The organism is Hymenobacter aranciens, assembly GCF_030580865.1.
GTDB lineage: Bacteria > Bacteroidota > Bacteroidia > Cytophagales > Hymenobacteraceae > Hymenobacter > Hymenobacter aranciens.
This window is the reverse complement of sequence record NZ_JAUQSY010000003.1, coordinates 428294-440646: the sequence shown is the minus strand read 5'-3', so window position 1 is coordinate 440646 and position 12353 is coordinate 428294. Positions and strand designations below refer to the sequence as shown.

The window sequence follows — 12353 nt, the reverse complement described above, 5'->3', positions numbered from 1 at the left end:
GGACAACCATCATCTTGTCGAAGCCATGTTTCGACTGACGCGCAACACCTGGCGCGCCTTGCCCGCTATATGGGGCAACTGGTACATGACCTACACGCATTTCCAGCGCTAGGCCCTAACGCCGCCTGGGCCTAGCCAACACCCTCGTTAGCGCGGGCATGACGGCGGCGGTAACACCCAGCTGGCACTTACGTGCCCCGCGTGTAGTGGACGCGCAAGGCCTTCGCGGCCCTGTCGAATGCCGATAGCCTCTACCAGTGGCTGAATAGATTTGGACTAGACTTTGGCTGGCGTCGCTCGGTGGATTTGACGGAGGTGCAAAATGCGGCCAATGTCGGTCTAGTCTGCATTATCTGCGCCCAGCGCAAAGACCCGAACACGCCCGGCCACATCTGCGCCGTGGTGCCCGAAACGGTCACGCACCAGGCCACGCGGTAGGACGCGCGCGGCACGACCCCGCTCATGAGCCAGGCCGGGGGACAAAACTTTCAGTACGGGGGCCGCGTGATGGACCGGCGCGCAGTTTGCCCGCTTCGGCTTTTGCATTCACGCCTAAGCGGCGTTACGGTCCCTACTGCATTGTGCTTGACGAACGTTACACGGAACCAAAGGGGGACATTTGTTGTCAGGTCAATCACTTGCCTCTTCTCATAAACTTTTCAGCTTTACCGTTTAGCCAGAACAGGGATTAACTGCTAAATTCTTTCTCTTTACTTCTAGCAGAGCATATTCTCTGCGTGCACGCTAACTTCTATTCGCGATGGCCATCAAACCCGGCCCCAAGCCAACCAAGGAAGACGGCACCCCTGACCGCAGAAGAAGGGTGACCCCGGAAAACCAGCCGAAACACCCGGAGCTGAAGCCCCACAAGCACCGGCCCGGCAAATAGCACTCATCCCGTCCGCTTCGCCCTCTTTTCTCAGCTGTCAGGAGTTGTGGAAAGAGGGCGAAGCGTTTGCGGCGGGCCCATTTTTACCTTTTTGGCACGGGAGAGAAAGCCAACTATGCCCCCGACCAGCAAACCCGAAAAACTCGCGGTAGAATGCCGGCAGATGTCCCCGCTGGAAAGTGCTTCTCCGGTTTCGAGGCAGAATGCTTGCCGCAGCTTCCCATATTGTAGTGCAAGGGGGCGCAGCACCCACGGACGGCGTTAGGTTGTGGCACTTCGTGGAACGCCTGCCAATGGCTTGGAAAGGCACCTCGTCTTGTCCATGCCCTACAAAAACCCAGAGAGGCGCGCAGACGGCAGTGGGCACCCTTCTTTAGTCAACATGAGGAGCACCCCCTACGGGACGGTTAAATCGAGCTAAACTTCTCAGGCACGTTCGCACTTTCCGACTGTGGATTCACCAGTAGCCGCCACCTGAACCGGTAGCAGCAAACCGGACGCCCAAACGAGTGCTGCACTGACTGAGCGCCTTCAGGAGCCTGCCTCGCTTCGTACCGACTTGTCTGCCTTTGCACGTCTGCCCTTTTTCAACTCAGCTCCTCGCTTGTCCGTGGCCCGCATTTTCATCACTGGTTCGGCCAATGGCCTGGGCCAGCTGGCCGCCCGTCAGCTTGTGCGACAACAACACCAAGTAGTACTGCACGCCCGCAGCCCCGCGCGGGCCGCCGACGCCCAGGCGGCTGTGCCAGAAGCCGAGTCCGTCGTCATGGGTGACCTCTCGACGCTGGCCGGCATGCGTCAGGTGGCCGAGCAGGCCAATGCGCTGGGGCACTTCGATGCCGTCATTCACAATGCGGGCGTGTACCAGGTGCCCCAGCTTGTGCGCACCGCCGACGGCTGGCCCGCCCCGCTGGCCATCAACACCCTCGCGCCGTACGTGCTGACCTGCCTCATGGAGCGTCCCACCCGGTTGGTGTATCTGAGCTCGGGTATGCACCGGCAAGGCGATGCCAGTCTGCAAGACCTGCTCTGGCAGCAGCGCCCCTGGAACACGATGCAGGCCTACTGCGATTCGAAACTGCACGATTTACTACTGTCCAACGCCGTGGCTCGCCATTGGCCCGAGGTGCTGGTCAATGCTGTCGACCCCGGCTGGGTTCCCACCAAAATGGGCGGGGTCGGCGCGCCCGACAGCCTCGTGGAAGGTGCCCGCACGCAGGCCTGGCTGGCCGCCGGCACCGACCCCGCCGCGCACCTCACGGGCCAGTACCTGCACCATCAGCGCCCAAGCGCTGCCCACCCGCAGGCCGCCGACGTGGCCGTGCAGGAGCAACTGCTGGCCGAATGCGCCCGCCTCACCGGCGTAGCGTTTCCACTCGGCACCTAAGGGGTCAACCTGTAATTTGCTTACCGGGTTTACTGACCAAGAACAGCATCCTACTTCGAACACGGCAAGGTCTAGCTTGACCGCAGTTCTTCGATTAGGTTAACGCTGCATGGCCTACCTACTCCGAATGGGGATACGAGTCTTACAGCAGCGGCAAGCCCCCACGAGAGTGGTGGCTCTACCTGGCACATAGCCAGCGTAGAGTTGCCCGCATAGCTTCGCCAGGCTAGCATTTTATTTTACAGCCACCTTTAGGACACCTCAGTTACTGACGATAGCTGACCCAAGAGAACTAAGCTGCTGCTAGCGTTTCACCAGTGGACGGTGGCTAGTCCTTTACTTGACCGAATGCCGGGTGTGCCTTCCCACAGGATTATGCTCCCCCTCCCCTACTGACCAGCCACCTCACGCTGCGCTAAAACCCATCAACGCGGCTGGCGAGACGGCGGGCAACAGTCCGAAAGCCTAGGACAGCTTCAAGGGTCTTCGAAGGCTCCCGTCCTGCTCAATTACTTTGGTGGTCGGAGGTGCCAGTCAAGAAGGAGTCAAGGCCTGGTCAAGCCGCAAAGGGTAAATTTAGCCAGCTACGACAAGGGCTCCTGGGTGCCACGCACGCATCCCAGGAGTCCGACTAGTGGCCGTACGAAATGGTTCGCCGTTACCGCAGCGAATTGGCCGTCATCCGAGCCTGGAGCTTCGCGAGCTCGGCCGCCTGCGGCGGCGTCAGCTCGTCCTCCAATGCTTGTAGCTGCTCGCCTAATTCCTGGCCCTGCGCCAGCAGGTCCGAGGCCTCGGCTCCGGCTGCCACGTCGCCCGTGCCGGCTTTCTTCATGGCCCGGGCATATTGCGTCATCACGCGCTCGTAGTCGCGGAGCAGTTGCCGCCACTCCGCCGGGTCAACGCCGTCGCCGCTACTGGCCGTCTCGTCGCCCCCAGCGGCATCGGCCCGCGCCTCGGCCGCGTCCAGGGCGGCGTCGGCTTCCTGCTCCGCGGCCTCGGCGGCGCTGGGCGCGTCGTCCTTGGCCGCGGCCTTCATTTTTTCGGCCAGGGTATTGAGGCAAATCTGCATGTCGCCCTGGACCTTGGCGTAGGCGGCCGGGTCCGATTCCTTAAGTTGTTTTTCGATGGCTTCGCCCATTGCCTTGCAGGGCGTAAGCAGGGCGGTCATGACCTCGTTGCCGTTACGGGCCAGCTCGGCTTTGGTCAGGTCGGGGTGCTGGGCCTGGTAGGCCTCGGCACTTTGGCTGAGACAGTCGCACAGGTCCTCCGGCGCCGGGTGGGAAGAGCAGCCCCCGGCGAGCAGGCCGAGGGTCAGGAGCGAAAAGAAAATTGAAGAAGTACGCATGAGGTAAGGGGAGGATAAACGGTGATGAAAACGGGCGCGGCACTCCGCCTGTAGGTGGTCCGCGACCACCTGTCTTTTTCGAGTTAATCATCAATCTGACAAGCCATTACTCAGCCTGGGCTACAAAGAAAATACAGCACAATCGCCCGTACAATACCTTGATTGACAAGCCACCACCGGCCGTAGTCGGCAGGGTCTACCGCTGACCAGAAAGAGCGGCCTAAAGTGGGTAGTGCGGCGCTCATCAAGCCCCTCCACTCGGGGGAGGGCGGCTTGGAGAACTCAACGGATACTATCCAAAAAACACGAGAAAATCCGCGCGTTGCGGAAACTTGTCCGTGGAACTCACAATAATTTATTTTGTGTTATAAATTACTGATAATCAGAAAAATAATCGCAAATAAATCATGGCAAGCATTACATTCTTCCTCAAGGCCCCGAAGCAGGCAGCCCCCACGCCCATCATCGCCCGCGTCTCGGTGGCCGGCCGCAAGGTCAAAGTCTACACCGGCCTGCTCATCGAGCCGCGCAAGTGGATTCAGGCCGCCCAGCTGGTGCAGACCCGCGGCAACGCCCAGGCCGGCACCCTTAACGCCACGCTCACGGCCCAGCGCGCCCGCCTCGAAGCCTACCTGCTCGACGCCCTCGCCGCCGGCCTGGTGCCCACGCCCGAGCAACTCCGTCAGGTGCTGGAACCCGAAACCGTCGCCGTGCCCGTCCTGGCCAGTACTGCCGTCGAACCAGCCCCGCCCTCCGGCGGGTTGGAACCAGGTCCTGCCGAAGCGGTGCTCCCCCTGCTGGCGGCAGCTACAATGGCATCGGACGAGGACGCGGAAGCCGAGGCAGCTTTCCGCGTCGAGCTCGTCGTACCGGGGCTGCTTACAGCCTACGAAACCTGGGACCGGGCCCAGGCCGACCGCCTGAGCCCGCGCACGCGGCAAAGCAACGCCACCACCCTGGGGCACCTGCGCGCCTTCCACGCCGCCACCGGCTACCCCGTCGACTTCGAGCACCTCACGCCCGTCTTCGCCACGCGCTTCACGGCCTACCTGCTGGCCACGCCCAAGCTGACCGACAACTCCGTGGCCAAGGTCCTCACCCGCCTCAAGGCCTTTTTGCGCGACGCCCAATTGCTCGGCCTGGTGCCGCCGCAGGAATTCCGGTTTTTGAACTGGAAGCGCCGCGAGCCCGGCATCGTCACCCTGACGCTGGAGGAACTCGCCCGCCTCGAACGCGTGGACTTCGTCGACCAGCCCGGGCAGCGCAACGCCCGCGACCTGTTCCTGCTGGCCTGCTACACCGGCCTGCGCTACTCCGACCTGGCGGCCCTGCGCCCCGAGCACTGGCAGGGCTCGCTGCTGCGCCTGCGCGCGCAGAAAACCCGCGAGACCGTCACCGTGCCCCTGCGGCCCGGCGCGCAGGCGCTACTCGAACGCCTGTTCGCCGGCGAGCTGGAACTGGTGAGCAACCAGAAGCTCAACGGCCACCTGAAGAGCATCGGCCGCAAGGCGGGCTTGTTCAACTGGGTCGAGCGCGTGCGCTACGCCGGCGGGCAACGCCGGGCCGAGCGCCTGCGCAAGTTCGAACTCTTAACCTGCCACACGGCCCGGCGCACCTTCGTCACCCTGGCCCTGGAGCAGGGCATCCGGCCCGAGACGGTGATGAAAGTGACCGGCCACAAGAGCTGGAATACCTTCAAGCGCTACGTCAACATTTCGGACCGCACCATCGAGCACGAGTTCGGGGCCGTCTACGGCGGCGCGGGGGCGAGGCGGTAGCAAGAAGGAGAAAGGCAGCGGGGGCAAACCGCCCGCATCGACGGAAACCGACCGGAAATGAGCAGCATACCGAGGGCATCATTCACCTTCAGCGTTCCTCATGCTCCCTACCTCCTCCTCTCCCACCGCCCCCCCGTTTCTGTTGCTGTTCTCGCAGGAAGAGTACCGCGCCGATTTGCGCGCCATCCTGCGCGAAGAGTTGCGCCAGGTCCTGCGCGAAGAACTCGCCGCCCAGGCCGCCGCCCCGACCACGTCCGCCACGACCAGCCGGCCCGCGGTAGCCGCGCTGCTGAGCGTCAAAGAGGCCGCCGCCTTTCTGGACGTCTGCGTGGCCAGCATCCACGCCTGGAAGCGCCGGGGCCTACTGCCCTATCGCAAGCTCGGCAGCCGCACCTTGTTCACCCCCGAGGATTTATTGGCCGCCGTGCAGCAGCCCCCCAAGCTCGACGGCCGCCGCACCACCCCGCGCCGCCGGCCCGCCCTACCCCAGTAACGGAGGAGCGCCTCGGAGCCATGCGGCCGGACCCAAGGCCACCGACGGGGTCGCGAGGCGCTTCTTCGCCGATACCGCACTTTTTCCTTACCCCTTTCTTGTTCCTTATGCACCTCGCCGTCATCGGCTCGCGCCACTTCGCCGACTACGCTTTCCTCGCCGCCACCCTGGACGGCCTGCAGGTCGCCGGCCTGCTTCCCGTCATCAGCACCATCGTCTCGGGCGGGGCCCGGGGGGCCGACGCGCTGGCCGCGCGCTACGCCCGGGAGCGGGGCCTGCCCCTCGTAGAGTTCACGCCCGACTACGCCCGCTACGGCCGCCGGGCGCCGCTGGTCCGTAACCAGCTCATTGTCGACGCCGCCGAAGCCCTGGTAGCTTTCCACGATGGCCTGAGCCGCGGCACCCGGCATGCCTTGCGCCAAACCCGGCGGCGGGGCCTAAAGCCTATCGTGGTCCGGATTCCGGACGCGGAAGGGCTCCCGGAATAGTCCCACAGGCCGCGAAGGACCACGAAAGCGCGGCCAATCACCGCAGGCCAAGGCTTGATTCTAGTGAGCTCAAAGCGCTGAGGGTCGGCAGAACTCCTAAAGCCTGACCAGCCCCGATGATTGCCCGTGGAGCAGTTGCTTGCCGGACGTTGGGAGTTGCTCGTCAGAGTCCCTCAATCAGCGATTCTACAAGTGGCTCACCTTGTTAGTCAGTCCGTCTCCATCCATTGATTCCATGATTCATAGCTCTTTCGAACCATGGGGCTGTTTTCTTTTTCTGGCTGACTAAGCCACTCCACGAACTTTTTGATACTCTCGGGCATCATCGTTCCTTCGACGAATTTAGATTAGTCCGACCCCTCAACTAATCAAGGGGGTAGGAAGAGACTTTTTTTACTTTAACTTAGAAGCTTTGTACCTGCTCCACTGGTCGAGCAATTGACTGGCAAGCCTTCTCTCGCGCTCCGGCCGACGAACGCGCGCAGCTATTCACCGGGGTCCACCGGAAGGGCCGCCGCTCTCCGCGAAAGGAGCCTAGTTTCGGCCCGGCGCGCCCCGACTCCCCAGCGGCCCATGAGGCTTACCGGGCCGGCGCCTACCAGCTTTTAAGCTTGATGCTCGGCTCCAGACCCGTGGCGCGGTGCAACTCCTGGCGCATGATGGCCTCCACCGCCTCGGCATGTTCCGCGCTGGTCACCAACGCGTCGTGGATGCTAAAGAGCGGGGCCTGGGGTAGCTCCTCCCCGATACGCCGGGCGATAACGTCGAGCATCAGATGCGCCTCGAAGGCCTGCATGAGGCAAGGTAGCAGGGCCAGGTCCCGCCGCTTGAAGGCTTCCGTCACCGCGTACACGGTCGGCAAGAGGGCGGCGAAGGCCGCCTTGTAGGGCGCCCGCCACGAGCCCGGTCGGCCGGGCCCCGCTGGGGAGTACAGCAAGGCCAGCACCAGGCGCTTGAGCCCCGACTCGTCCGGCGGCAGTGGGCGCTCGGGCACCGCCAGCGCGAAGGCCTGCCGCAGGTGCTGGTAGAAGATACCCGCGCTGGTCCACTCGCGGAAGTGCACCACGTCGGGCGGCAGCGCCCCCGCCGCTGGCAGCAGGCCCCGCACCAGCGCCAGCACGGTCGGGTCCAGCCGGAGCAGCCGCCGGTAAGGCGCCCCGCCCTGCCCGGCCAACGTCACCTGGCCCGCCGCCACCTCGGCGGGCGAGCTGTAGCAGGCCGGCTGCAACAGCAGGTTCAGCAAATAAGGTTGACTGCTGCTCAAATCCAGGCAGACCAATGGCCCGTAGGCCGGCATCGTCAGGTAGGGCCGCAGGTCCTTGCCGGCGTTGGCCAGGGCCGAGTACAGGCGCCCCTGGGCATCGAAGCCCGGGTGCATATCGCGTTCGGCGAGGCGAAACAGCGACGCCACGGCACTCTGGTACTGGCGGAGCGCATTCTTGTACCGCGGCGGCGACTCGACCGCCCCCAGCGGCGCGGGCTTCCGGTCCGGCGCTTGGCACCGCTGCTCGTAGCGGCGGGCTAGGCCGGCCAGGGCTGCCTCGGCGTCGATACGTAGCGGACAAGTCGCCGGGTCGAGCCAGCGCAGCAGGTAGGCGAAGCGCTCGCGCTGGGCGGGAGTGACGTCCAGCGCCTGGCGACGCTGCCGGGCCAGGGAGCGCAACAGCACCGGGTCGCGCAACTCGACCACCGCGCCGGGAGAACCGACCCGCGGCGCCAACCTATACTGGGCGGCGAAGCGAAAGCCACTGCACTTCAGGCCCTTGGCATGGTGATGGTCGGTTTCGAGCAGGCCGGTTGCCAGGCAGTAGGCCAGGTAGGCGGCGTAGTTGTGCAGCCAACTTTGCAGGCGAACCGAGCCCAGCGGCACAAACCCGTGACGGGCGTCGAGCTCGGCGGCGAGCTTGCGGTTGGCGGCGGGGATGGCGAGCAGCAGGTGCAACAGGTGCACCAGGGCGTCACGCCGAAAGGGCCGGAAGGCCGGCGGGTACGCGACGAGGTGCGCGTCGAGGTCGAGACCGGGGGGCAACAACCGGCGCACGGGCGGTAAGGGAGGAGTCGGGCGACGAGGCACGAAGAAACAATAGAAAGGCAAGCAACCGCCCGAACAAACGACCAGCCCCCCCAAACAGGAAACCAGCCAAGGGCGCCCCACCACTAGCCCCACCACAACCCCACAGTTTCACACCACCCAAACAAGGCAACAGGCCAACTCCACCGATAAGGCAAACGCGGCTCGCCCACACGCACCCCAAGCGCGGAATTACATTATCGTGCGAAGGCGGCGCTTCGCGCCTAGTAATAAACGGTTTGCGCGGTTCCCGTCCCCGGGCTGCGCACCTTGAGCGGGGAAGACCACCCCCGCTACGCCGGCCCAACCTGGTTGGCCTGCTCCATCTCGGCGCAGTCGACCAACTCTTTGACCGTCACGCCCAGGGCGCGAGCCAGCGAAAGCAGCACATCCAGCGTGGCAACCGACTTGGCCGTTTCCACCCGGTGCACGGTCACCAATGACAGCATAGCCGCCAGGGCCAATTCCTCCAGGCTCCAGCCACGCGCCAGGCGCAGGCGGCGCAAATGGGCCCCGAAAGCCCGAACGGCAGCTGGATTTTTCACGGCAGCAAGCTGGAAACCCGCCGCCACTTTTATTTTATAGCATATGTTAAAAAATCTCCCTCACACCGCTTAATTTTGCCGCATCATCTCCAACTGTTTCTTCCCTTCTTCCTACTTGCCCATGCGCCACCGTTACCACCTCCTACCCGCCAGCCTGCTGGCCAGCTTATTATTTGCCCGCGTCGGTGCGGCCCAAACCCTGCTACCCGTGGCTCTCGAAACGATGGCCGGCGAGAAAATCGGCTATAAGAATACTTCGGGCGCGGTGGTCATCAAGCCACGATTCGACGAGGCCAACGCTTTCGAACACGGCCTGGCCACCGTTCGCATCGGGACGAAGTACGGCATGGTGGACTCCACCGGGCGGGAAGTGCTGCCGCTGAAGTTCCGCGCCCTGAGCTACTTCCACGACGGCCTGGCCGCCGCCAGCCTCGACGGGCAGAAATACGGCTTCGTGGACCGCACCGGCACCTTCGTCATTGCGCCGACCTTCGCGGGCGTCAGCGACTTCAGTGAGCGCCGGGCCGTGGCGGTGCAGGGCCAGAAACTGGCGCTCCTCAATACCAAGGGCACCCTACTCACGCCCTTCAAGTACCAGGGCATGGAAGCCATGAAGGGCGGCATCGCCCGGGTTTGTCTGAAGAATGATAGCCGCGACGGGGCCGAGCACAGCCACTACTGGGGCTTTATCGACGCCAACGGCCGGGAAATCTGCCCGCTCAACAACTACGGCTACGAGAGCCCCAACCTCGAAAACGGCTACGCCGTGCGCCGCATCGCCACGCCGGAGGGCGGCACGACGATGAAAGGGCAGCAGTACACCTTCAAGGTCGGGCAACGCTACCGCTACGCCTCGGCCCTGATTGACAAAACCGGCAAAGTCATCATCCCCGCCTCGGCCGGTTACGAGTTCGGCAACTGGGGCGACCACTACATCATCGTGCAGAAAGGCCCGGCCTACGGCGTGGTGGACATGGCGGGCAAGCTGCTGCTGCCGGTCAATTTCTACGAGATTGGCAAATTCGAGTACGGCGAGCCCAACCGGCGCCTGGCCAAGGTCACGACCACGGCGGCCGGCAAATTCTTCTACGTCGACGAGCAGTTCAAGTGCGTAGACTTCGACGGCGTCAAGTGCCCAGAGTATTAGCATTCATAAGGTCCTTATACGATAGCCGAGCTACCACCGATAGTGGAAGTCAAGCCTCCTGACACCGAAAGCCTTGACTATTGGGGCGGGAATTTCCAGCTACCCGTAGGCTTACTGAACACTAGATATTTGGTCCGCCAGCGCATTACCGGCGCCGAATAGCTGCTACTAACGGGCGTGGACCACGAAGTGCCGGCCCAGCTAGCTCCGCTGCTGACCAAGGCCAGCGGGCAAATGGCCCAGCGCGAGTAGGCTGGACAACCTGGCAACCCGCCGACGAGGAAGAGCTTCCGGGGTGGCATTTGCAAATGATGCTGGCCGCTGGTTTTTGCGGGCTGGCGGTGCTGGCAGTGGTGCGGCGGCTATTTCGAGCTCTATTTCAACCGACTAGCTCGACTAAATTACCCCATTGCATTGTCTATTTCTTAACCTAACTTCCTCCTACAAAACATTAACTCATGCGCATGAGTTAAGAACATGGCTTACCTTTGCATCCTATGGATACTAAGTCCCTCGTCAAGTTAGCCAAATCACTGAGCGACCCCACCCGACTGCGCCTGTTGCAGGAAATTGCCAAAGGGGATATCACGGTGTGCGCCGACTTGTTTCAACACGTGCCCATCAGCCAGCCCTCAATGTCGCAGCACCTCAAGGCCCTCTCCGAGGCGGGTTTGATTGAGTCGCATAAAGAAGGGCGTAATATGTGCATGTCCATCAATGCGGAAAAGCTTAAGGAGTTGGAGGACTTCCTGCAACTGCTCAAACCGGCTGCTGTTAAAGCCTAGCGAATCGCGTGAACCGCTGGCGTTATCGTCAGCGGTTTTTGCTCATTTAAAACATTATTGATTGCTTATGCATTTATGGGTGCTACCTTTGCTGAGACTTCGCAAGCAGGGTACCCGCCACCAGCCCATGCTTCTGCTGGGGCTTTTTTTTGCCTCATTGCATAATCGCATGCTTATCTGATGATGCGTTAGCGCTAAGTCGTGCCATTCCAATGCACCTCGCATTTCACTCATTGCCCTCGTCTGGGCCGCTTTTTTCCATGAAACTATCTTCTCTTTTAGCCGGCAGCGTGCTGCTGGCGGGCTGCGCGGAGCAGCAAGCCCCGCAACAGGCTCTAGCCCCGCCGGCTCTGCCCGTCGCGGCAATGCACACCGGCACCGAAACCACCTACCAGGATTACCCGGCTTCCATTGAGGGCGTCGTCAACGTGGAGATTCGCCCGCAGGTAGCGGGGGTGCTCGACCGCATCCTGGTGGATGAGGGCGCGGCGGTGCGCAAAGGTCAGCCGCTGTTTAAAATCAACGACGCGCCCTACCGCGAGCAACTCAACAATGCCGTAGCCGCCCAGCAGGCGGCCGCTGGGGCCGTTACCAGCGCCCAGGTAGAAGTGGACCGGTACGCGCCGCTGGTGCAAAACAAGGTCGTGTCGGAGGTGCAGCTTAAAACGGCCCAGGCGGCCCTCACCGTGGCCCAGGCCAACCTGCAGCGGGCCAGGGCCGCCGTCAGCAGCGCCCGAATCAATTTGGGCTACACCACCATTACGGCGCCGGTGAGCGGCTTCTTGGGGCGGCTGCAAACCAAGCAGGGCAGCCTGGTGGGCCCCACCGACGCCCAGGCGCTGACACAGCTCTCCGACGTACACGAGGTGCACACCTACTTCGCGCTGGGCGAGGACGACTTCATCACCTTCCGCAACCAGTACGCGGGCCGCACCCTGCAGGAAAAGCTCCAGCACCTACCCCCCGTGGCGTTGGTGCTTTCCGACCAAAGCACCTATCCGACGCGGGGCAAGGTGGATGTGGTAGCCGGGCAATTTGACCGCACGACGGGCTCGGTCACGCTGCGGGCCACGTTCCCCAACGCCGACGGCCTGCTGCGCTCGGGCAACACGGGCACCATCCGGCTGGCCCTGCCGCACCCGAACGTGCTGCTGGTGCCGGCCGCGGCCACCATTGAGATGCAGGACAAGGTATTTGTGTATGCCGTGGGCGACAGCAACCGCGTCCGTCGCCGGGCCATTACCATCCAGGGCAAGAATGGCGCCAACTACCTCGTGAGCGAAGGCGTGAAAAACGGCGACCGGATTGTGCTGCAAGGCGTGGACCACTTGCAGGAAGGCCAAATCATCAAGCCCACCGCGCCGGCGCCAGCCAGCGTCAGCCTCACCACGGGCAAGGCCGCGGCTTCCTCCACTTTGTAATCAG

General features: G+C 63.1%; 12 protein-coding genes. 9 read left to right on the top strand and 3 right to left on the bottom strand.

Annotated features, from left to right (window positions below):
• Positions 1 to 306 precede the first annotated feature (306 nt).
• The 3 genes from Q5H93_RS06435 (at position 307) to Q5H93_RS06425 (ending at position 2276) form a co-directional block, all read left to right on the top strand.
• Positions 307 to 438: a hypothetical protein gene (locus Q5H93_RS06435; RefSeq protein WP_305005678.1), complete on the top strand. Its 132-nt coding sequence runs from the start codon at positions 307 to 309 to the stop codon at positions 436 to 438.
• 322 nt (positions 439 to 760) lie between these two features.
• Positions 761 to 889, top strand: a complete 129-nt coding sequence (locus Q5H93_RS06430; protein ID WP_305005677.1) for a hypothetical protein — start codon at positions 761 to 763, stop codon at positions 887 to 889.
• A 610-nt stretch (positions 890 to 1499) separates the two neighbouring features.
• On the top strand, positions 1500 to 2276 hold the full coding sequence (locus Q5H93_RS06425; RefSeq protein ID WP_305005676.1) for an SDR family NAD(P)-dependent oxidoreductase: 777 nt from the start codon (positions 1500 to 1502) through the stop codon (positions 2274 to 2276).
• Positions 2277 to 2934: 658 nt separating this feature from the next.
• On the opposite strand, the gene Q5H93_RS06420 is transcribed toward Q5H93_RS06425, so the two are convergent.
• A complete protein-coding gene (locus tag Q5H93_RS06420) occupies positions 2935 to 3621 on the bottom strand; it encodes a hypothetical protein (protein ID WP_305005675.1) in 687 nt (228 codons plus the stop codon).
• 407 nt (positions 3622 to 4028) lie between these two features.
• On the opposite strand from Q5H93_RS06420, the gene Q5H93_RS06415 reads away from it, so the two are divergent.
• The 3 genes from Q5H93_RS06415 to Q5H93_RS06405 all read left to right on the top strand — a co-directional run bounded on the left by Q5H93_RS06415 (position 4029) and on the right by Q5H93_RS06405 (position 6380).
• Positions 4029 to 5399: a site-specific integrase gene (locus Q5H93_RS06415; protein WP_305005674.1), complete on the top strand. Its 1371-nt coding sequence runs from the start codon at positions 4029 to 4031 to the stop codon at positions 5397 to 5399.
• A gap of 100 nt (positions 5400 to 5499) precedes the next feature.
• Positions 5500 to 5892 carry a helix-turn-helix domain-containing protein gene (locus Q5H93_RS06410; protein ID WP_305005673.1) on the top strand — a complete coding sequence of 131 codons (393 nt, stop codon included), beginning with the start codon at positions 5500 to 5502 and terminating at the stop codon, positions 5890 to 5892.
• 107 nt (positions 5893 to 5999) lie between these two features.
• Positions 6000 to 6380 carry a DUF2493 domain-containing protein gene (locus Q5H93_RS06405; protein ID WP_305005672.1) on the top strand — a complete coding sequence of 127 codons (381 nt, stop codon included), beginning with the start codon at positions 6000 to 6002 and terminating at the stop codon, positions 6378 to 6380.
• A gap of 595 nt (positions 6381 to 6975) precedes the next feature.
• Here the strand turns inward: Q5H93_RS06405 and Q5H93_RS06400 are convergent.
• Positions 6976 to 8421, bottom strand: a complete 1446-nt coding sequence (locus Q5H93_RS06400; protein ID WP_305005671.1) for a hypothetical protein — start codon at positions 8419 to 8421, stop codon at positions 6976 to 6978.
• A 323-nt stretch (positions 8422 to 8744) separates the two neighbouring features.
• On the bottom strand, positions 8745 to 8996 hold the full coding sequence (locus Q5H93_RS06395) for a helix-turn-helix domain-containing protein (protein ID WP_305005670.1): 252 nt from the start codon (positions 8994 to 8996) through the stop codon (positions 8745 to 8747).
• A gap of 121 nt (positions 8997 to 9117) precedes the next feature.
• Here Q5H93_RS06395 and Q5H93_RS06390 point away from each other — a divergent pair, with 121 nt between their 5' ends.
• The 3 genes from Q5H93_RS06390 to Q5H93_RS06380 all read left to right on the top strand — a co-directional run bounded on the left by Q5H93_RS06390 (position 9118) and on the right by Q5H93_RS06380 (position 12349).
• Positions 9118 to 10143 carry a WG repeat-containing protein gene (locus Q5H93_RS06390; RefSeq protein ID WP_305005669.1) on the top strand — a complete coding sequence of 342 codons (1026 nt, stop codon included), beginning with the start codon at positions 9118 to 9120 and terminating at the stop codon, positions 10141 to 10143.
• Positions 10144 to 10640: 497 nt separating this feature from the next.
• Positions 10641 to 10928 carry an ArsR/SmtB family transcription factor gene (locus Q5H93_RS06385; protein ID WP_305005668.1) on the top strand — a complete coding sequence of 96 codons (288 nt, stop codon included), beginning with the start codon at positions 10641 to 10643 and terminating at the stop codon, positions 10926 to 10928.
• 260 nt (positions 10929 to 11188) lie between these two features.
• Positions 11189 to 12349, top strand: coding sequence for an efflux RND transporter periplasmic adaptor subunit (locus tag Q5H93_RS06380; protein ID WP_305005667.1), 1161 nt, complete (start codon positions 11189 to 11191; stop codon positions 12347 to 12349).
• The last annotated feature ends 4 nt before the right edge of the window (positions 12350 to 12353 follow it).

What these genes read in the sequence shown, in the direction of transcription:
- Q5H93_RS06430 (WP_305005677.1), top strand. Translation starts at nt 761, where the DNA reads ATGGCCATCAAACCCGGCCCCAAGCCAACCAAGGAAGACGGCACCCCT.
- Q5H93_RS06420 (WP_305005675.1), bottom strand. Translation starts at nt 3,621, where the DNA reads ATGCGTACTTCTTCAATTTTCTTTTCGCTCCTGACCCTCGGCCTGCTC.
- Q5H93_RS06415 (WP_305005674.1), top strand. Translation starts at nt 4,029, where the DNA reads ATGGCAAGCATTACATTCTTCCTCAAGGCCCCGAAGCAGGCAGCCCCC.
- Q5H93_RS06410 (WP_305005673.1), top strand. Translation starts at nt 5,500, where the DNA reads ATGCTCCCTACCTCCTCCTCTCCCACCGCCCCCCCGTTTCTGTTGCTG.
- Q5H93_RS06405 (WP_305005672.1), top strand. Translation starts at nt 6,000, where the DNA reads ATGCACCTCGCCGTCATCGGCTCGCGCCACTTCGCCGACTACGCTTTC.
- Q5H93_RS06390 (WP_305005669.1), top strand. Translation starts at nt 9,118, where the DNA reads ATGCGCCACCGTTACCACCTCCTACCCGCCAGCCTGCTGGCCAGCTTA.
- Q5H93_RS06385 (WP_305005668.1), top strand. Translation starts at nt 10,641, where the DNA reads ATGGATACTAAGTCCCTCGTCAAGTTAGCCAAATCACTGAGCGACCCC.
- Q5H93_RS06380 (WP_305005667.1), top strand. Translation starts at nt 11,189, where the DNA reads ATGAAACTATCTTCTCTTTTAGCCGGCAGCGTGCTGCTGGCGGGCTGC.